17 protein-coding genes are annotated in these 19,350 nt (G+C 69.0%); 16 read left to right on the plus strand and 1 reads right to left on the minus strand.

What is annotated here, in order from left to right; all coding sequences use genetic code 11:
* Nucleotides 1-16: 16 nt before the first annotated feature.
* The 11 genes from murC (at nt 17) to ACGVWT_RS04875 (ending at nt 14,174) form a co-directional block, all read left to right on the plus strand.
* Nucleotides 17-1,432 carry a UDP-N-acetylmuramate--L-alanine ligase gene (murC, locus tag ACGVWT_RS04825; RefSeq protein WP_315461658.1) on the plus strand — a complete coding sequence of 472 codons (1,416 nt, stop codon included), beginning with the start codon at nt 17-19 and terminating at the stop codon, nt 1,430-1,432.
* Complete coding sequence (locus ACGVWT_RS04830; RefSeq protein WP_315461481.1) at nt 1,429-1,629, plus strand: hypothetical protein; 201 nt, start codon at nt 1,429-1,431, stop codon at nt 1,627-1,629. The genes murC and ACGVWT_RS04830 overlap by 4 nt, the downstream gene beginning before the upstream one ends.
* Nucleotides 1,623-2,516: a UDP-N-acetylmuramate dehydrogenase gene (gene murB / locus ACGVWT_RS04835; RefSeq protein WP_315461480.1), complete on the plus strand. Its 894-nt coding sequence runs from the start codon at nt 1,623-1,625 to the stop codon at nt 2,514-2,516. The genes ACGVWT_RS04830 and murB overlap by 7 nt, the downstream gene beginning before the upstream one ends.
* Nucleotides 2,517-2,630: 114 nt before the next feature.
* Nucleotides 2,631-3,590, plus strand: a complete 960-nt coding sequence (locus ACGVWT_RS04840; protein ID WP_315461479.1) for a D-alanine--D-alanine ligase — start codon at nt 2,631-2,633, stop codon at nt 3,588-3,590.
* A complete protein-coding gene (locus ACGVWT_RS04845) occupies nt 3,587-4,555 on the plus strand; it encodes a cell division protein FtsQ/DivIB (protein WP_315461478.1) in 969 nt (322 codons plus the stop codon). Before ACGVWT_RS04840 ends, ACGVWT_RS04845 begins: the two co-directional genes overlap by 4 nt.
* Nucleotides 4,555-5,817 (plus strand): cell division protein FtsA, encoded by a 1,263-nt coding sequence (gene ftsA / locus ACGVWT_RS04850; RefSeq protein WP_017979577.1) that lies wholly within the window; start codon nt 4,555-4,557, stop codon nt 5,815-5,817. The genes ACGVWT_RS04845 and ftsA overlap by 1 nt, the downstream gene beginning before the upstream one ends.
* A gap of 113 nt (nt 5,818-5,930) precedes the next feature.
* The gene (gene ftsZ, locus ACGVWT_RS04855) at nt 5,931-7,454 is read left to right on the plus strand and encodes a cell division protein FtsZ (protein WP_394425396.1); all 1,524 of its coding nucleotides are present in this window, start codon (nt 5,931-5,933) and stop codon (nt 7,452-7,454) included.
* Nucleotides 7,455-8,076: 622 nt separating this feature from the next.
* A complete protein-coding gene (locus ACGVWT_RS04860; protein ID WP_394425397.1) occupies nt 8,077-10,044 on the plus strand; it encodes an SPOR domain-containing protein in 1,968 nt (655 codons plus the stop codon).
* A 10-nt stretch (nt 10,045-10,054) separates the two neighbouring features.
* Nucleotides 10,055-11,221: a deoxyguanosinetriphosphate triphosphohydrolase gene (locus ACGVWT_RS04865; protein WP_315461475.1), complete on the plus strand. Its 1,167-nt coding sequence runs from the start codon at nt 10,055-10,057 to the stop codon at nt 11,219-11,221.
* Nucleotides 11,222-11,506: 285 nt separating this feature from the next.
* Nucleotides 11,507-13,021, plus strand: coding sequence for a DUF1800 domain-containing protein (locus ACGVWT_RS04870; RefSeq protein WP_315461474.1), 1,515 nt, complete (start codon nt 11,507-11,509; stop codon nt 13,019-13,021).
* 4 nt (nt 13,022-13,025) lie between these two features.
* Nucleotides 13,026-14,174, plus strand: coding sequence for a DUF1501 domain-containing protein (locus tag ACGVWT_RS04875; protein ID WP_315461473.1), 1,149 nt, complete (start codon nt 13,026-13,028; stop codon nt 14,172-14,174).
* Nucleotides 14,175-14,298: 124 nt separating this feature from the next.
* Here the strand turns inward: ACGVWT_RS04875 and ACGVWT_RS04880 are convergent, their stop codons facing one another.
* Entirely contained in the window at nt 14,299-14,541 is a 243-nt protein-coding gene (locus tag ACGVWT_RS04880) for a hypothetical protein (protein WP_315461472.1), read from the minus strand.
* Here ACGVWT_RS04880 and argS point away from each other — a divergent pair.
* From argS to scpB, 5 genes are read left to right on the plus strand one after another with little or no spacing between them, the layout of a single operon-like run.
* Complete coding sequence (gene argS, locus ACGVWT_RS04885; protein ID WP_315461471.1) at nt 14,512-16,239, plus strand: arginine--tRNA ligase; 1,728 nt, start codon at nt 14,512-14,514, stop codon at nt 16,237-16,239. The genes ACGVWT_RS04880 and argS overlap by 30 nt on opposite strands.
* Entirely contained in the window at nt 16,239-16,958 is a 720-nt protein-coding gene (locus ACGVWT_RS04890) for an SPOR domain-containing protein (protein ID WP_315461470.1), read from the plus strand. The genes argS and ACGVWT_RS04890 overlap by 1 nt, the downstream gene beginning before the upstream one ends.
* 60 nt (nt 16,959-17,018) lie before the next feature.
* Nucleotides 17,019-18,020 (plus strand): beta-N-acetylhexosaminidase, encoded by a 1,002-nt coding sequence (gene nagZ / locus ACGVWT_RS04895; protein WP_315461469.1) that lies wholly within the window; start codon nt 17,019-17,021, stop codon nt 18,018-18,020.
* Between the two features lie 10 nt (nt 18,021-18,030).
* A complete protein-coding gene (locus tag ACGVWT_RS04900) occupies nt 18,031-18,756 on the plus strand; it encodes a ScpA family protein (RefSeq protein WP_315461468.1) in 726 nt (241 codons plus the stop codon).
* The gene (gene scpB / locus ACGVWT_RS04905; RefSeq protein WP_315461467.1) at nt 18,753-19,331 is read left to right on the plus strand and encodes an SMC-Scp complex subunit ScpB; all 579 of its coding nucleotides are present in this window, start codon (nt 18,753-18,755) and stop codon (nt 19,329-19,331) included. Before ACGVWT_RS04900 ends, scpB begins: the two co-directional genes overlap by 4 nt.
* Nucleotides 19,332-19,350: the final 19 nt, after the last annotated feature.

Consider the following 19,350-nt stretch of genomic DNA (forward strand, 5'->3'; position numbering starts at 1 on the left):
GGGGAGGAGTACGATGATCCGCGGCGTCGCAACGGATATCGGTCCGATCCACTTCGTCGGCATCGGCGGCATCGGCATGTCGGGCATCGCCGAAGTGATGAAGAACCTCGGCTATACCGTGCAGGGCTCGGACGTCGCCGAAGGCTATGTGGTGCAGGGCCTGCGCGACAAGGGCATCGCAGTCACGATCGGCCATGCCGCGGAGAACGTGGCGGACGCTGCCGTCGTCGTTACCTCGACGGCGATCACGCGGACCAACCCGGAGGTCGAGGCGGCGCTGGAACGGCGCATCCCCGTCGTCCGCCGCGCGGAAATGCTCGCCGAGCTGATGCGCCTCAAATCCACCGTCGCGGTGGCCGGCACGCACGGCAAGACGACCACGACCTCGATGGTCGCTGCGCTGCTCGATGCCGGCGGCGTCGACCCCACCGTCATCAACGGCGGCATCATCAACAGCTACGGCAGCAACGCGCGCCTGGGCGCCAGCGACTGGATGGTGGTCGAGGCCGACGAGAGCGACGGCAGCTTCCTGCGCCTCGACGGCACGATCGCGGTCGTCACCAACATCGATCCCGAACACCTCGACCATTACGGCAGCTTCGACGGTGTGAAGGACGCGTTCGTCGAATTCGTCGAAAACGTGCCCTTCTACGGCGCAGCCTTGCTCTGCCTCGACCACCCGGAGGTGCAGAACATCCTGCCGCGCGTCCGTGACCGGCGCGTCGTCACTTACGGCTTCTCCGCACAGGCCGACGTACGCGGCATCAACGTCACCCCGGTGCCGGGCGGCAACCGCTTCGAATGCATCGTGCGGGAACGTGACGGCACCAGCCGCTCGATCGAGAATATCGAACTGCCGATGCCCGGCCGCCACAATGTCCAGAACGCGCTCGCCGCGATCGGCGTGGCGCTGGAACTCGGCATTCCCGATGAGACGATCCAGCGCGGCTTTTCCGCGTTCGGTGGCGTCAAGCGCCGCTTCACGCATGTCGGCGAAGTGGCGATGGAGGACGGCAACGTCACGATCATCGACGATTACGGCCACCACCCGGTCGAAATCCGCGCCGTGCTCGCCGCCGCACGCGAAGGCGCGGAGGGGCGCGTGATCGCCGTCGTCCAGCCGCACCGCTATTCGCGCCTCGGCAGCCTGATGGAAGACTTCCAGACCGCGTTCAACGACGCCGACCGCGTGCTCGTGACCCCGGTCTATGCCGCGGGCGAGGCGCCGGTCGAGGGCGTCGATGCGCAGGCCTTGGTCGAGGGATTGAAGCGCCGCGGCCATCGCTCCGCCGCGACCGTCGCCGATGCCGATGCGCTGGCCGACGAACTCGCCGCGACGATCCAGCCCAACGACATGGTCGTCTGCCTCGGCGCGGGCGACATCACCAAATGGGCGGCGGGCCTCGCCGCAGCGATCGGAGCACGGCGATGACCGACTGGTTCGATGCGGGCCTGAAGCTCCAGAAGCAGATGCTCGATGCCCAGCGCCAGGTGTTGGAGGCCGGCGGCAACGCGGTCGATGCCGGCGCCGCGATGGTCGAGGCGCAGGAGGCGACGCGCAAGGCGGCCGAGGCGAACCTCGCGGCTTTCCAGGCGTGGACGCGGCTCTGGGGCGTCGGGCCTTGGTAACTGCGCTGCCCCCGGTCCGCGGGCGCCTGACGGAGGGCGCCGCGCTGGCGCCGCTCGTCTGGTTCAAGGCGGGGGGGAATGCCGAGTGGCTGTTCGAACCCAAGGACGCGGACGACCTGTCCGCGTTCCTCGCTGCGCTCGACCCGGCGGTGCCGGTGATGGCGCTGGGGCTGGGATCGAACCTGATCGTGCGCGACGGCGGCGTACCGGGCGTGGTGGTGCGGCTCGGCAAGGCGTTCGCGCAAGTTCAGCGGCTCGACGACGTGACGCTGCGCTGCGGCGGCGGGGCGAGCGGGATCCTCGTGTCGTCGACCGCCCGCGATGCGGGCATCGGCGGGGTCGAATTCCTGCGCTCGATCCCCGGTACGGTCGGCGGCTTCGTGCGGATGAACGGCGGCGCCTATGGCCGCGAGGTCAAGGACGTGCTGGTCGAGGCCGATGTCGTGCTGCGCTCCGGCGAACGCGTGACGCTTGGCCTCGCCGACCTCGGCTACACCTATCGCCACAGCGCGCTCGCCGAAGGCGCGGTCGTCGTCTCCGCGACCTTCCGCGGCATGCCTGCCGAACCGGCGGTCGTCCAAGCGGAAATGGACCGCATCGCTGAGGCACGCGAAGCGTCGCAGCCGCTTCGGTCGAAGACCGGGGGATCGACGTTCAAGAACCCCGACGGGCACAAGGCCTGGGCGCTGGTCGACGCCGCCGGCTGCCGGGGCTTGCGGCGTGGTGACGCTCAGGTATCTGAGAAACATTGTAATTTCCTGCTCAACCTCGGCTCGGCCAGCAGCGCCGATATCGAGGGTTTGGGCGAAGAGGTGCGGGACAAGGTGAAGGCGCAGTCGGGCGTGACGTTGGAATGGGAAATTCAGCGCGTGGGAGTGACGGCGTGAACGCCACCATCGTCATCCCCGCGAAGGCGGGGATCCATAACCTCTGCCGTTTCGGTGGCGCCGACAGGTCAGCCAGTCTGGATTCCCGCCTGCGCGGGAATGACGGAGGTATCTGTGGCTGACGACACGCGTCCAACCTCCCTCCACATCGCGGTCCTCATGGGTGGCTGGTCCGCCGAACGCCCCGTGTCGCTCATGTCGGGCAATGGTTGCGCCGATGCGCTCGAAGCCAACGGCCATCGCGTCACCCGCATCGACATGGGCCGGGACGTCGCGGCGCGCCTTGCCGAGGCGCAGCCCGATCTCGTCTTCAACGCGCTGCACGGCTCGCCGGGCGAGGATGGCAGCGTACAGGGCATGCTCGATCTGATGGGCATCCCCTATACCCATTCGGGCCTCGCCACCTCGGTCATCGCGATCGACAAGGTGCTGACCAAGCAGGTGCTCGTCCCCGCCGGCGTGCCCATGCCGGGCGGCCGCATCGTAAAGTCCGCCGACATTCACGAACGCGATCCGTTGCAGCGCCCCTACGTCCTCAAACCGATCAACGAAGGCTCGTCGGTCGGCGTCGCGATCGTCACTGACGATGGTAATTATGGCAACCCGATCGGCCGTGACGTGACCGGCCCGTGGCAGGAGTTCGACGAGTTGCTCGCCGAACCCTATGTCCGAGGCCGCGAGCTGACCACCGCCGTGCTGGGCGAACGCGCGCTGGGCGTCACCGAATTGAAGCCCAAGAACGGCTGGTACGATTTCGACGCCAAATACACCGATGGCCTGACCGAACACGTCTGTCCCGCCGACATCCCCGACGAGATCGCCGACGCCTGCAAGCGGCTGGCGTTGGAGGCCCACCGTCTGTTGGGCTGCAAGGGCGCCAGCCGTTCCGACTTCCGCTGGGACGACGAGCGCGGCGTCGACGGCCTGTTCCTGCTCGAGGTGAACACGCAGCCCGGCATGACGCCCTTGAGCCTCGTTCCCGAACAGGCACGCCACATCGGCATGAGCTACGAAGCGTTGGTGCAGGCGATCGTCGATGAGGCGCTCGCCGACTTTAAGGCTTCCGCGGGATGAGCCGCACGATCAAGCGCGGCCCGCCGCCCAAGCGCCCTGCTGCCCGGCGCAAACAGCCCCTGCGCAAGGTCGGGATGTTCGAGCGTGCGGTCGCTGCGCTGCCGGTCAGCGAGGAGACGATCCGCAAGGCGGCGACCTGGACGATCACCGGCGGCGGCATCGCCGTGGCGCTCGCCGCGCTGACGTGGATCGGCATCCCCGGCATGATCGGCACCGCCATCGCCGAAGGGGCGGGGCAGGCGGGCTTCCGCGTCGAGCAGATCGAGGTGACCGGCCTCAAGCGCATGGACCGGATGAGCGTCTATGCCGTCGCGCTCGATCAGCAGAGCCGCGCGATGCCGCTCGTCGACCTGGAGGCGGTGCGCCAGAAGCTGCTGCGCTACGGCTGGATCGCCGACGCGCATGTCTCGCGCCGGCTGCCCGATACGTTGCTGATCGACATCGTCGAGCGCAGCCCGGCGGCGGTGTGGCAGGACAATGGCCAGCTGACGCTGATCGACAAGGACGGCGTGCTGCTGGAACCGGTGAAGCCGGAGGCGATCCCCGACCTGCCTTTGGTGATCGGCCCCGGTGCGGACCGGCAGGAGGCAGGCTATCAGGCACTGCTCGCCGCGGCACCGGCGCTGAAGCCCCGCGTCAAGGCGGCAACCTGGATCGGCAACCGCCGCTGGGACCTGACCTTCGACAGCGGCGAAACGCTGGCGCTACCTGAAGACGGCGCGCCCGCTGCGCTGCTGAAATTCGCTGAGCTCGACGGCGCGCGGCCCCTGCTGGGGCGCGGCTGGATGCGGTTCGACATGCGCGATCCGAGCAAGCTCGTCGCGCGCAAGCCCGGCGCCAGCATGGCGCATGACGTGCCCGATCCCAGCGAGATCGCGGCGCCGGCGGGGACACAGACCGATACCGGTGCGGGAAACACCGGCGATCGACACGCGGCAGACGCGCACACGGGGGCGGAAGGCTAATGGCGAAAGTAGCACCGGAAGGACTCATCACCGCGCTCGACATCGGTTCGTCCAAGGTGTCGGCGATGATCGCGCAAAAGGGCGACGGCGGCGAATTGATCGTGCTCGGCACCGGCCAGCGCGAAAGCCGCGGCGTCAAGCGCGGCTATATCGCTGACATGGGCGCGACCGAGGCCGCGGTGCGCGAGGCGGTGGAGCAGGCCGAACGCATCGCCGGCATCAATATCGAAAACGTCTGGGTCGGCTTCTCGGCCGGCGGCCTCGTCAGCGACGTTGCCGAGGTCGAATTCGAACTCGGCGGTCATCGCGTCGAACAGCAGGATATCGACGCTTTGCTCGCGGCGGGGCGCAATTCGATCGACCCGCAGGGGCGGATGGTGCTGCACGCACAGCCCGCGCTCTACACGCTCGACGGGCTGACCGGCGTGAAGAAGCCGTTGGGGCTTCATGCCGATCGCCTCGGCGTCCACATTCACGTCGTCGCCGCGGACGGGTCGCCGGTGCGCAACCTCGACCTGTGCGTCCGCTCGGCACATCTGGAAGTGAAGTCGATCATCGCCGCGCCGGTCGCGACCGGCCTTGCCTGCCTGTCCGATGAGGAGCGCGAGCTGGGCGTCGCTTTGGTCGAGATGGGGGCGGGGATCACCAACGTCTCGCTGTTCGCGGGCGGCATGCTCGTCGGCTTGTGCTCGATCCCGATGGGCGGGCAGGATATTACCGACGATATCGCCAGCGCCTTCGGCACCCGCCGCGCGCAGGCCGAGCGGATGAAATGCTTCCACGGTTCGGCCAATGCTAGCCCACGCGACAATCACGAGATGATCCCCGTGATGCCGATCGCCGCCGAGGACGACGTGCATGGCGGCATGCAGATCACCAAGGCGCAGCTGATCGGCGTCGTCCGCCAGCGGCTGGAGCATCAGATGGACGAGATCCGTAAGTCGCTCGCCCAGCTCAAGTTCGAAGGGCCCGTGGGGCGGCAGGTCGTGCTGACCGGCGGCGGCGCGGAGCTGAAGGGCATCGCCGATTACGCGCAGCAGGCGCTCGGCCGCTCGGTGCGTATCGGCCGACCGCGCGGGCTGACCGCGCTGCCGGAGGCGCATGGCGGGCCGGCGTTCGCGACATTGGCGGGCCTCGCGTTCTACGCGGCGTCCGATCCGATCGACCTGCGCGGGGTGGCACCCCAGCAAACCACCGTTCATCGCCAGCGTGGCATGGGCATGGTCCGCAAGCTGATTCAGGCTGCGCGGGCAAATTATTAAGCGCTGATGACCTTTCGCGCTGTTTTCCTATGGAAGAGCGTGAATCGTTGAGGCAAAAGGTTAATCAGGGTCCCGGCGCGCAATTCCGGACAGGGGCGGAGAAAGTTTAGGCCATGAGCATCGAATTCATCACTCCCGAGGTCGACGAACTGACCCCTCGTATCGCCGTGATCGGCGTGGGCGGCGCGGGTGGCAACGCCATCGCCAACATGATGCGTGCCGACGTGCAGGGCGTCGACTTCCTGGTCGCGAACACCGACGCGCAGGCGCTGAAGTCCTCGATCGCGCCGCAGCGCATCCAGCTGGGTGCGAAGATCACGCAAGGGCTGGGCGCCGGTTCGCGGCCGGAAATTGGCCGTGCCGCCGCGGAAGAGACGATCGACGATCTCGCCAAGCGGCTTGAGGGCGCGCACATGTGCTTTATCGCCGCCGGCATGGGCGGCGGCACCGGCACCGGCGCCGCGCCCGTCATCGCCAAGGCTGCGCGCGACATGGGCATCCTGACCGTCGGCGTCGTCACCAAGCCGTTCAGCTTTGAAGGCAACCGTCGCGCCAAGAGCGCCGATGGCGGCATCGAGGAACTGCAGAAGTATGTCGATACGCTGATCGTCATCCCTAACCAGAACCTCTTTCTGATCGCCAACGCGAACACGACCTTCAAGGAAGCGTTCGAGATGGCGGACGAGGTGCTGCAGCAGGGCGTGCGCGGCATCACCGACCTCATGGTCATGCCCGGCCTCATCAACCTCGACTTCGCCGACGTCCGGTCGGTGATGCAGGAAATGGGCAAGGCGATGATGGGCACCGGCGAAGCGTCGGGCGACAATCGTGCGCTCGAAGCCGCGCAGAAGGCGATCGCCAACCCGCTGCTCGACGGCGTGTCGATGCAGGGCGCGAAGGGCGTCATCATCTCGATCACCGGTGGCGACGACATGCGTCTGCTCGAAGTCGACGAAGCCGCGAACCACATTCGCGATCTGGTCGATCCCGATGCGAACATCATCTGGGGCTCGGCGTTCAACCCGGAACTCGAAGGCCGCATCCGCGTGTCGGTCGTCGCGACCGGCATCGATTCGGACGCCAAGCCCGGCCTCGCCGCGCCTGCGGCCGAACCGACCAAGTCGTTCAGCTTCGGCATGGGCCGCAAGACCGACGACAGCACCTCCTTCCGTCCCAGCGCTGCGGCGCCGACCCCGGTGAGCGCGCCGGAGCCCGCGTCGGCTCCGGCCGCCGCGCCGTCGCCGTCGGTGTCGTTCACCGCGCCGCCGGCCGCTCAGCCCGCGCCGCAGCCTGCGCCGCTCGATCTGCAGCCGACGCAGGCGGTACAGCCCTCGGCGCCTGCCGCCGCCGACGACGAGCTGGTGCTGGGCGCCGAAACCATGGTTCCGCCGACGCCGAAGACCTATGGCGAAGAGCCTGCCGCGCCGGCCCAGGCCCCCGCGGGCCGCCGCTCGTGGATCGCGCCCGGCAGCGACGCAGCCCCCGCCGACGCCGCACCGCAGCCGCGCGTGAAGCTGGGCGGCACGCTGTTCGAACGCATGTCGAACGCCGCCCGCGGCCCGGCGCGCGACGACAGCGAAGGCGAGCCGAAGGAACCGCTCGACCTGCCGCGCTTCCTGCACCGCCAGAACAACTAGTAACCGGAACGGGGCGACCGCTCGCCCCATCCAACCCGTCACCCCGGGCTCGTTCCGGGGTGACGCGGTATTTGAGGCAACCCCTGCGGGTTCCCGAACTGTCGGTTCGCAAGGCTTCCGACCCGGTCCACTGATCCCGCCACGCAGCCGGCGGGCGAGAGCAAGGGCCTCGTTCGGACTGCCCGCCTTTAACCGGTAACCGTATGGCGGAGGCGGTTCGCCTCACTCCTCCGTCACCCCGGACTTGTTCCGGGGTCCACCGGTCCGCGGGGGCAACACGGGAGCCTCCAGCTTCTCCCTCGCCACACAGTGGACCCCAGACCAAGTCCGGGGAACGGCGTTTTTGCGGAAATGCCACTGCCCCCGATCGGCGGTGCGAGGGTCACAGGCCATGCCGGTCCCGAGCGTGCCCCTCCACCGCGTCCCATTCCGAACCACCTAACCCGCATTCGTCGCCGGCGCGTCTCGCTTCACCGCGTGGCCGGGCGCCGGGACATTGCCGGTTCAGCCGGTTCCGGCTTTAGCGTGATGGTATCTCATGCGTGTCATCGTCCCCGCTTTGTTGGCGTCCGCGGCCCTGCTGCTGGCATCCGTCCCGGCCGCATCTCCGGCGCAGGAGGTCGTGCAGCCGCTGCCCGGCACCACCGACGCGGATCGGCTCGCCGAACAGATGCGGGCGCTCGCCGCCAATCCCCGCGATCTGAATGCGCTGGTCGCGGCGGCCGACCTGTCGCTGTCGCTTGGCGACCTCAGCGGCGCGGCGTCGCTCTATGCACGCGCCGAAAAGGTGTCGCCGAACGATCCCCGCATCAAGGCGGGCGAGGGCGCGATCCTCGTCCGATCCGAGCGGCCCGGCGAGGCATTGCGCTATTTTTCGCAGGCCGAGGCGGCAGGCTATGACGTGCGCCGTTATGCCGGCGATCGCGGCCTCGCCTACGACCTGATCGGCCAGTCGGAACGGGCGCAGCGCGACTATCGGCTGGCGTTGCAGGCCGGCGCGAATGACGAGGTCATTCAGCGTTACGCCCTGTCGCTCGGCATCGTCGGTCAGCGCGACGCGGCATTGCAGCTGCTCGATCCCCTGGTCCGCAAGCAGGATCGCAGCGCGTGGCGGACGCGCGCCTTCGTGCTGGCGATGACCGGCGACCAGCCCGGCGCGGAAAAGATCGTCACCACCATGCTGCCGCAGGGCATGGCGCAGGGCCTGCTGCCCTTCTTCCAGCGCCTGCCGGCCCTGTCGCCCGCGGATCGTGCCTTCGCCGTCCATTTCGGTGAGGTCCACGCCTCGCCCGAACGGATCGCCGACGCCCGCCTCGCGCCCGTCCTGCCGCAGCTGGCCCCCGAACGGCCGCCGGTGGCGCTGGCGGCGGTACAGACGCCGACGCGTCCCACCGGTCGGGATACGCGCCGCGGCCGGGCGACGCGCGAGACGAAGCAGCCGACGGTCGCGCTTGCGGCCAACACACCATCCGCCGCCACGCCCACCGGCGCTCCGTCCTATCAGGCGGTCACCGCGGCCCTCGCGCGTGTCCAGCCGGTGCCAGCCGCCGCAAACCCCGCGCCCGTCGCGCAGGCGAGCACGACCACGATGGTGCAGCCTTTGCCGCCGCGTGCGTCCGCGGTGCCGGTGGCGACTCCGACCCCTACCCCAACCACCGCCTCCGCCGCCAATGTCGCGATCGCCAGCGCGATCACGCGCCCGGTGGTCACGCCCGCCCCCGCGACGGCGAACCCGGTGGCTGCCACGGCGACGCCGCAACAGCCCGTCGTCACGGCGGTGGCGGCGGCGCCCGTGACGGCCAATCCGGCGATCGCGACCGCAACGCCCACCCGGCCAGCCGCCGTCAGCACGACGGTGGCCTCCACGCCAGCGACCGCGGTCGTCCAGCCGCTCCCCGCCACCCGCCCGGGCGAGGTCGCCAGCGCGACACCCATCGTGTCGGTGCCGCCTGCGAAGCCCGACGGCGATTCGGTGCTCGCGCGTATCGTCGCCAGCCTGTCGATCCCGGCGTCCGAACTCGGCGTGACCGAGCCGGTCCGCGCCGCCCCGGCGCCCGCCACCGCCGACGACACCGCCGCGCGCGTGCTCGCCGAGGCGAAGGCGAAGGAGGAACGCGACGCCGCCGCCGAAAAGGCGCTCGCGCTGAAGGCCGCGGCCGACAAGCGCGCCGCCGATCGCAAGGCGCTGGCCGACAAGAAGGCGCTCGCCGCCAAGAAGCTCGCCGACGAAAAGGCCGCCGCCGCCAAGAAGGAAGCGGCCGAAAAGAAACTCGCCGAAGCCAAGGAAGCCGCCGAAGCGAAGAAGCTCGCCCGCGCCAATCCGTCGCGCATCTGGGTGCAGGTGGCGGGCGGCGCCAACGAGGACGATCTGCCCAAGGCCTGGGCGGCGGCCAAGGCCAAGTCGCCCGCGCTCGCCGGCAAGAGCGGGTGGAAGACGCCGCTGCGCGCCACCAACCGCGTGCTGACCGGCCCGTTCAAGACGGATGCGGAGGCGCGCAGCTTCGTCAACCAGCTGACCAAGCAGGGGATCGGCGCCTTTACCTTCACCAGCGACGCGGGACAGGTGGTGGAGCGGCTGTCGGCGAAGTAAGGCCGGCGGCATGACCGCCATCGCCCCCTGGGCTTCCCACCCCGCCGCCAGCCGTGGCCGCCTCCATCCCGAAGGGGAGGGGACGGCGCGCGGGCCTCGCGACGATTTCCAGCGCGACCGCGACCGCATCATCCATTCGATCAGCTTCCGCCGCCTGCGCCACAAGACGCAGGTGTTCATGGCGCCCGACGGCGACCATTTTCGCGTCCGCTTGACCCACAGCCTGGAAGTCGCGCAGATCGGCCGCACGATCGCGCGCGTGCTAGGCCTCAACGAGGATCTGACCGAGGCGCTGTGCCTCGCGCACGACATCGGCCACCCGCCCTTCGGCCATGCGGGGGAGGATGCGCTGAAGTCGGCATTGGCGGACGCTGGCGGCTTCGACCACAACGGCCATACGTTGCGCACGCTGACGCATATCGAGCGGCCCTATCCGCGCTTCGACGGCCTCAACCTGACGTGGGAGATGCTGGAGGGGCTGGCCAAGCACAACGGACCGGTCCGCCATCCCGGCTGGGCGTTGCGCGAGGCGGACGACGCCTTTCCCCTCGACCTGACGAGCCACGCCAGCCTGGAAGCGCAGGTCGCGGCGATCGCCGATGATATCGCCTACGACAACCATGACATCGACGATGGCCTGCGCGCCGGGCTGCTGACGCTCGACCAGCTTCTCGCCGTGCCGATCGTCGCGCGCGGCTGGGATGCGGCGCGTGTGCGCTTCCCCGATATCGCGCCGCGGCGGCTGGCGCATGAGCTGGTGCGCAGCCAGATCGGCACGATGGTCAACGACCTGATCGAAGAGACGCGCGGGCGCATCGCCGCCTCCGGCGTCGCCACCGTCGACGACGTGCGCGCGGCGGGACAGGCGCTGTGCGGCTTCTCGCCCGCGATGCGTGAGGAGGAGCGCGACCTCAAGCGCTTCATGTACGCCAACCTCTACCACCACCCGCGCCAGCTCGCGGCGGCGGATGCGGCGCATGGCATCGTCCGCGGCCTGTTCGCCGCCTATCGCGACGATCCCGCGACGATGAGCCCCGAATGGGCCGCCGACGTGCCGACGGAAGAGCCCGCGCGCAGCCGCCACATCGCCGACTTCATCGCCGGCATGACCGACCGCTACGCCATCGCGCGCTATCGCGAACTGGTCGGCGACATCGACCTGCCCGAGGGGTTCTAAAGCGCGGTGCAATTACCCCTTCCGTCATTGCGAGCGCAGCGAAGCAATCCAGGGCGTCTTGGTCCGACTCTGGATTGCTTAGCAACGCTCGCAATGACGACCTCATCTAGACCCGTCATCCCGGCGAAGGCTGGGATCTCCCGGCGGTAGCGCGCTCCAGACGTCGCAAGAGACCCCAGCCTCCGCTGGGGTGACGTTCGCGCGCGGCAACGCCGTTTTACCAACCGGCATACTTCTGCGACAAACCCGGATTATGCCCGCTCGCACGTGTTGGAGTGAGTCGTGATGTCGGACGCTGCCGTAGCGATGAACCGGTTCGGGCTGGGGGCCACGCGGGGGCAGGAGCCGCCCCGCAATCCCAAACGCTGGCTGCTCGACCAGATCGACGCCTATCAGCCCGCCACACCCGTGCTGGCCACCGCCCCCACCAGCGCTGCGGTGTCGGAGGATATCGCCGCCTATCAGGCCGAACAGCGGGCGATCCGTCAGGCCGCAATGGCCAAGCAGGGCGCTCCCGCCGCCGCGGCGGTGGTGACACCGCCGCCCGCTCCGGCGATGACGCCGATGACGTCCAACATGGCGGCCACCGTCATGGCACCCCCATCGCCCGCGCAGGAAAAACGCAGCGCGCAGCAGGTTGCGCGGCAGGACGCCCGGCGACTCGCGCAGGACGATTACACCACCCTCGTCGGCCTGCGCACCGCATCGGCGCTCACCACGCCGACGCCCTTCGCCGAACGGCTGGTGTATTTCTGGTCGAACCATTTCGCCACCTCGGCCGACAAGCTTGAACTGATCGGCCTCGCCGGCACGTTGGAGAATGAGGCGATCCGCCCGCACGTGATGGGCCGTTTCGCCGATATGCTGTTCGCGGTGGAGCGGCATCCGGCGATGCTGATCTATCTCGACCAGGCGGTGTCGATCGGCCCCGACAGCCCGCTCGGCCTGGGCGCCAAGGGGCGCCGCCGTTCGGGCCTCAATGAAAATCTCGCGCGCGAAATCATGGAGCTGCACACGCTCGGGGTGCGCACCGGCTATACCCAGGCGGACGTCACCGAATTCGCCCGCGCGATGACCGGGTGGACGGTGGGCGGGATCGGCGGCGGGCCGGCGGCGCGCTTCGTCGCGGATCGGCCGGTTGGCTCCTTCGCCTTCGTCCCAGCGGTGCATCAGCCGGGCACCCGGACGATCATGGGCAAGGCCTATGCGCAGGATGGCGAGGCGCAGGCCTCCGCGGTCCTTACCGATTTGTCTGTCCATCCCGCGACCGCGCATCACATCGCCACCAAGCTCGCCCGCCATTTTGCCGGCGACAACCCGCCCCCCGCGATGGTCGCGCGGTTGGAGAAAGCGTTCCTGTCGTCGCGCGGCGATCTGCCCACCGTCTATCGCGCACTGATCGCATCGCCCGAAGCCTGGGCAGCGGCCCCCGCCAAGTTCAAGACGCCATGGGAATGGAGCGTCTCCAGCTATCGCGCGCTCGGGGTTGCGGATGTGCCGGCCAAAGCGATGCAGGGCCTGCTCGACCAATTGGGCCAGCCGATGTGGAAGCCGGGCCAGCCGATCGGTTACGACGATACCGCGGCCAGCTGGGCGGCCCCCGATGCGGTGCTGCGGCGGGTGGAAGCGGCACAGCGCTTCGCCTCCAAGGCGCCGCCGTCGCTCGACGCGCGCGCGCTCGCACCACAGCTGTTCCCCGCCGCCCTGTCTCCCATGACCACCCAGGCGCTGTCGCGCGCCGAAAGTCCCGCGCAGGCGCTCGCGCTGCTGCTCGTCTCGCCCGAAATGATGCGGAGGTAATCCCATGGACCGTCGTGCCTTTCTCGCCCGCAGCGGCATCGGCCTGCTCGGCACCTTCGCCCCCCGCATCGCCTTCGCCAAGGCGGCGACGCCCAAGCGCTTCGTCTTCGTCATCCAGCGCGGCGCTGCCGATGGTTTGGGCACGATCGGCGCGATCGGCGATCCCGCCTTCGTCGGCGCGCGCGGCGATCTTGCCGCCGATGTCGCCAATGGCACCAAGCTCGATGCGATGTTCGCGCTCCACCCCGCGATGACGACCGCTGCCGCGCTGTATGGCAAGGGACAGGCGCTGTTCGCGCACGCCGTCGCCTCGCCCTACCGCGATCGTTCGCATTTCGACGGGCAGAACGTGCTGGAGACGGGCGGCACCGGCGCCTACCAGCTGAAGGACGGCTGGATGAACCGGCTGCTCGGCATCGTGCCGACCGACGATGCCAAGGCGATTGCCGTCGCCGCCACCGTGCCGATGGCGCTGCGGGGCGCGCGCGAAGTGGCAAGCTATGCGCCCTCGTCGCTGCCCGATGCGTCGGGCGACCTAATGGCGCGGGTGACGCAGCTCTATCGCGGCGACGACCAGCTCCACCGCCTGTGGGGCGAGGCGATGCAGACGCGCGAACTGACCGACGATCTGGCCAAGGACAATGGCCGCAACGCCGCCGCGACCGGCGCGCTCGCCGCCCGGCTGCTCGCCCCCGCCAATGGCGCGCGGATCGCGACGATCGAAACCGGCGGATGGGACACGCACGCCGGTCAGCGCGGCCGGCTGGCGCAGCAGCTCAAGGGCCTCGATGCCATGCTCGCCGCGCTCCAGACCGGACTCGGGCCGGTGTGGGATGACACGTTGGTGCTCGTCGCCACCGAATTCGGCCGCACCGTCGCGGTCAACGGTACCGGCGGCACCGATCACGGCACCGGGACCGCGACGATGCTGTTCGGCGGCGCGGTGAAGGGCGGCCGCGTGCTCGCCGACTGGCCGGGCCTCGCCACCGCCAACCTGTATGAAGCGCGCGACCTGAAACCGACCACGCAGCTCGATGCGCTGATCGGCGGCGCGGTGGCGGATCACTTCGCCGTCGACCCCTCCCGCGCGATGACCGCGCTCTTCCCGGCGAGCCAGCGCACCGCGGCGATCGGCGGCCTGCTGCGGGCGTAATCGGCGTGTTGGACGGGGTGCGGCGTAACTAGCTGCGTACCAAGGCGAATCGAGCGGCCCTGTCCTACAGCGCGGCCATGTGCTCCATTGCCCTCACACCGTCACCCCAGCGAAGGCTGGGGTCTCACGCGGCTCCTGCCGTGCGCTGAAACAGGAAGATCCCCGCCTGCGCTGGGATGACGTCTGGTGGAAGGCACCGCTCTTTCTCATCGGCACACAAACCGAAACGATAGCCCCGGATCGTTTCGCCCAAGGTGTTCATGTTGTCTATGTTCGGGCGATTTGAACCCACCCCCGTCTTGCGGTAGAGCGCGGCGCTTTCGCCGAACGGACGCTCATGACGCTTTACACCCGCTTTGCCGCGCATGTCGCCGCGGCCCTAGATACCCTGGTCGCCGCGGGCACGCTGCCCGCCGATCTCGACCGCCGCAACGTGACGGTCGAGCCGCCGCGCGACGTGACGCATGGCGACCTCGCCACCAACGCCGCGATGGTGCTTGCGAAGCCTGCCAAGACCAACCCGCGTGCGCTCGCCGAAGCGCTCGCGACCGAACTCGGCAAGCTGGACGAAGTGGCGGAAGCGACCGTCGCCGGCCCCGGCTTCATCAACCTGCGCCTCACCGACGCCGCATGGCGTGACGAGCTGACCCAGATCGCGGCGGCGGGCGACGATTACGGCCGCTCAGCGAGCGGCAAGGGCGTGCGGGTCAACGTCGAATATGTCTCGGCCAACCCGACCGGCCCGATGCACATGGGCCATTGCCGCGGCGCGGTGGTCGGCGATGCGCTCGCCAGCCTGCTCGAATTCGCCGGGCATGAGGTGATCCGCGAATATTATGTCAACGACGCCGGCGGCCAGGTCGACGTGCTCGCCCGCTCGGCGCACTTGCGCTACCGCGAGGCGCTGGGCGAAGACGTCGGCGCGATCCCCGAAGGTCTCTATCCGGGCGACTATCTCGTGCCCGTCGGCAAGGCGCTCGCCGAGGAATATGGCGACCGCTACGCGTCGGCGCCGGAGAGCGAATGGCTCGCGCTGTTCCGCACCCGCGCGGTCGCGGCGATGCTCGTCATGATCAAGGACGATCTCGCCCTGCTCGGCATCCACCACGACCTGTTCTCGTCGGAGGCGGAATTGCAGGCGGCCGGTAAGCCCGAAGCCGCCGAGGCATGGCTGCGCGAGCACCATCTGGTCTACGACGGCGTGCTCGAAGCCCCCAAGGGCGAAACGCCCGAGGATTGGGAGCCGGTCGAACTGCCGCTGTTCCGCTCGACGCAATTCGGCGACGATCAGGACCGCCCGATCAAGAAGTCCAACGGCCAGTGGACCTATTTCGGCGCCGACCTCGCCTATCACTTCCAGAAGAGCCAATCGGCCGACCAGCTCATCGACATCTGGGGCGCCGACCACGCCGGCACCGTCAAGCGCATCCAGGCCGCCGTCGCCGCGCTGACCGGCGGCAAGACGCGCTTCGACGTCAAGCTCGTCCAGATGGTCCGTCTGCTGCGCGGCGGCGAGCCGGTGAAGATGTCGAAGCGCGCGGGTAATTTCGTGACGCTCGCCGATGTCGTGCGCGAAGTCGGCAAGGACGTCGTCCGCTTCACCATGCTGACGCGGCGCTCGGACGCGCAGATGGACTTCGACTTCGCCAAGGTTGTCGAGGCGTCGAAGGACAATCCGGTCTTTTACGTCCAATACGCCCACGCCCGCGTCGCCTCGCTCCACCGCCGGGCTGAGGAAGCAGGGATCGCGGCCGAGGGCGCCGACCTGTCCCGGCTTGATACGGAAGAGCTGGCGCTGGTGAAGCTGGCGGCGCAATTTCCGCGTATCGTGGAAACCGCGGCGACGGCGCGCGAACCGCACAGGATTGCCTTTTATCTGTATGACTTAGCTGCCGCATTCCATGCCCTGTGGAACGTCGGCAACGACCGTCCGGAACGGCGTTTCCTGGTGGTCGAGGATCATGATGCCACGCGTGCGCGTCTCGCCTTGGCGAGCGCCATCGCACAGATTATTCGTAATGGCCTCAGCATCATGGGTGTTGTCGCGGTTTCGGAGATGAAGTGATGACGGACGGTCTGGACCTGCGCGACGAGGAGCGGCTGCCCTGGCTCGAAACCGTCGAGCCGGACGAGGAGCGCGGCGCGCCGATCGGCAAGGTGCTGGCGCTGGTCGTGCTGGGCCTGGCCGTCCTCGCCGCGATCATCTTCGGCATCTACAAGCTGCAGAACCGCGCCACCCCCGACGGCGATCTGATCGCCGCGCAGGAAGGTGACTATAAGGTCAAGCCCGACGATCCCGGCGGCCTGAAGGTGAAGGGCGAAGGCAATGCCGCCATCGCGACCAGCGCCGGCAAGGCAGGCAATGGCTCGATCGACCTGAGCGCGGTGCCGGAGAAGCCCATCGACGGCCATCGCGTCACGCCGAATGCCAAACCCAGCGGCTCGGGCGGTGCCAATGCCGTGGCGCAGGTGCCGGCCTCGGGCGGCCGCCTCGTCGCCGCGCAGCCGGTCAGCGCGCAGCGGGGCGCTGCGGCGGGACCGGCGGCCAGCGGCTCGCTGGTCCAGCTCGGCGCCTATCCCAGCGAGGCGGCGGCGAACACGGCCTGGACCGGCTTTTCCAAGCGGTTCAGCTATCTCGCGCCGCTCGGCAAGTCGGTCCAGTCGGTCGCGATCGGTGGCCGCACGCTGTACCGCCTGCGCGTGAATGCGGGCAGTGCCAATCAGGCGGCGGACATCTGCGGCCGCCTGCGCGTCGCCGGCGAAAGCTGCTTCGTCGCGAGCTGAGGCGGTTATGCGGTGGCGCGGCGCTCGCATATTGGCGGCGTCCGCGCTAACCGGTCCGGCATGAAGCCCGTCATCTTCGGCATCGCCGGCCTAGAGCTCTCCTCCGACGAACGCGCCTTTTTCGCCGAGGCGGAGCCGGCTGGCTATATTCTGTTCAAGCGCAACACCGCCACCCGCGAACAGGTGCGCGCGCTGACCGATTCGCTGCGGGCGCTGTCGGGCAACGATCGCCTGCCGATCCTGATCGATCAGGAAGGCGGCCGTGTCGCGCGGATGGGGCCGCCCGAATGGCCGGCATTCCCCGCCGGGCCGGCTTTCGCCACGCTATATGACACCGCGCCCATGTCGGCGATCCAGGCGATGCGTGCCAACGGACAGGCGCTGGGCCTGATGCTGGCAGAGGTCGGCATCACCGTCGATTGCGCGCCGATCCTCGACATCGCACAGCCCGATACGACCGACGCGATCAGCTGCCGGACCTATGGCGCCGAGCCGATGCAGGTCGCCGCCTTGGGCCGTGCGATGCTGGAGGGGCTGGCAGCCGGCGGTGTCGTCGGCGTCGTAAAGCATATGCCCGGCCATGGCCGCGCGGTGGTCGACAGCCACCATCTGCTCCCCACCGTCCGCGCATCGGCAGAGGCGCTGGAGGCGGACCTCGAACCGTTCCGCACGCTGCGCCATGCGCCGATGGGCATGACCTCGCACATCGTGTTCGATGCGTGGGATGCCGAGCGCCCGGCGACGCTCTCCCCGACCATCGTCAACGATGTGATTCGCGGCATGATCGGTTTCGACGGACTGCTCATGACCGACGACATCGATATGAAGGCGTTGTCGGGCACCGCAGGCGAAAAGGCGGCAAGCGCAATCGCGGCGGGATGCGACCTCGTCCTCGACTGCTGGGCGCGGATGGACGAGATGGTCGAGATCGCCGGGCGGCTGGGCTCGATCAGCGACGCGGCACGCGCGCGGCTGGACACGGCGATGGCAAGCGTCGGCGCGCCCGAGGGCGACTTCAACGAGCTGATCGCACGCCGCGACTCCTTCCTCGCGCTGGCGTGACGGCGGATCGGTGGCGCAACCCGAACAGCTGACGCTCGATCTCGAGGGCTGGGAGGGGCCGCTCGACCTGCTGCTGACGCTGGCACGATCACAGAAGGTCGATCTGCGCAGCATTTCGATCCTGGCGCTGGTCGAACAATATCTGCGCTACATCCACCAACGACAGTCGGTGCAGCTGGAAGTCGCGGCGGATTACCTCGTGATGGCGGCATGGCTGGCATATCTGAAATCCGCGCTGCTCCTGCCGCGCCAGGCGGAGGACGAAGCGGATCCCGAAGAACTGGCGCTACGGCTGCAATTACGCCTCGAGCGGTTGCAGGCGATGCGCGAGGCGGGCGCGCGACTGATGGCGCGTGATCGGCTGGGCCGTGACGTTTTCGCGCGCGCCACGCCGGAGGGGCTGCGCACGATCCGCCATGCGCAATGGCAGGCGGACATCTACGACCTGATTGCCGCCTACGGCCGGGTCAGTGCGCGAACGCGGCCCGTGATGCACGTCGTCGCCGATCGCGAGGTGATGACGCTGGAGGCGGCGCTGGAGCGCGTGGCGCGCCTCGTCGGCGAGCGGCTCGACTGGTCGATGCTCGAAAGCTTCCTGCCGGAAGGATCGGGGCGGTTGCGTAAGTCGGCGCTCGCCTCGTCGTTCCTTGCCGCGCTCGAGCTCGCCAAGCAGGGGCGCGTCGAATTGCACCAGCAGGCCGCGTTCGCGCCGCTCTACGTTCGGGCGGTGACATGACGCCACCGGACGATGGCGTGCGGGCCGTCGAGGCGTTGCTGTTCGCCGCAGCCGAACCGCTGGGAATCGATACCATCCGCGTGCATGTCGGCGGTATCGACGTGCGCGCGGCGTTGGCCCGGCTCGAGCAGGATTATGCGGGGCGGGGCATCGCGCTCGTCCACCGCGGTGGGCGCTGGCATTTCCAGACCGCACCCGATCTGGCGCACCTGCTCCGCCGCGATCGCGACGAGGTGCGCCGCCTCAGCCGCGCTGCGACCGAGACGCTGGCGATCATCGCTTATCACGAACCCGTCACGCGCGCCGAGATCGAGGCGATCCGCGGCGTACAGACCGCCAAGGGCACGCTCGACGTGCTGATGGAGGCAGGCTGGGTGCGTCCCGCGGGCCGACGCGAGGTGCCGGGGCGACCGCTGATGTTCGCGACGACGCCCGGTTTCCTGGCGCATTTCGGGCTGTCCAGCCGACGCGATCTGCCCGGCATCGACGACCTGCGCGCCGCCGGTCTGCTCGACCCCGTCGATCTTGCACTAGAGCAAGCTTTGGAGGTGGCAAAGGACGATGAGAGCGACTAGATAGTTGGGCATTCTAGGA

The organism is Sphingomonas sp. S6, from assembly GCF_043498045.1.
Classification (GTDB): Bacteria; Pseudomonadota; Alphaproteobacteria; order Sphingomonadales; family Sphingomonadaceae; genus Sphingomonas.

Bases quoted from the DNA above. Each gene is read 5' to 3' on its own strand.
- ACGVWT_RS04830 (WP_315461481.1), top strand. From the start codon at position 1,429: ATGACCGACTGGTTCGATGCGGGCCTGAAGCTCCAGAAGCAGATGCTC.
- ACGVWT_RS04845 (WP_315461478.1), top strand. From the start codon at position 3,587: ATGAGCCGCACGATCAAGCGCGGCCCGCCGCCCAAGCGCCCTGCTGCC.
- ftsA (WP_017979577.1), top strand. From the start codon at position 4,555: ATGGCGAAAGTAGCACCGGAAGGACTCATCACCGCGCTCGACATCGGT.
- ftsZ (WP_394425396.1), top strand. From the start codon at position 5,931: ATGAGCATCGAATTCATCACTCCCGAGGTCGACGAACTGACCCCTCGT.
- ACGVWT_RS04865 (WP_315461475.1), top strand. From the start codon at position 10,055: ATGACCGCCATCGCCCCCTGGGCTTCCCACCCCGCCGCCAGCCGTGGC.
- ACGVWT_RS04870 (WP_315461474.1), top strand. From the start codon at position 11,507: ATGTCGGACGCTGCCGTAGCGATGAACCGGTTCGGGCTGGGGGCCACG.
- ACGVWT_RS04875 (WP_315461473.1), top strand. From the start codon at position 13,026: ATGGACCGTCGTGCCTTTCTCGCCCGCAGCGGCATCGGCCTGCTCGGC.
- argS (WP_315461471.1), top strand. From the start codon at position 14,512: ATGACGCTTTACACCCGCTTTGCCGCGCATGTCGCCGCGGCCCTAGAT.
- ACGVWT_RS04880 (WP_315461472.1), bottom strand. From the start codon at position 14,541: ATGCGCGGCAAAGCGGGTGTAAAGCGTCATGAGCGTCCGTTCGGCGAA.
- ACGVWT_RS04890 (WP_315461470.1), top strand. From the start codon at position 16,239: ATGACGGACGGTCTGGACCTGCGCGACGAGGAGCGGCTGCCCTGGCTC.
- nagZ (WP_315461469.1), top strand. From the start codon at position 17,019: ATGAAGCCCGTCATCTTCGGCATCGCCGGCCTAGAGCTCTCCTCCGAC.
- scpB (WP_315461467.1), top strand. From the start codon at position 18,753: ATGACGCCACCGGACGATGGCGTGCGGGCCGTCGAGGCGTTGCTGTTC.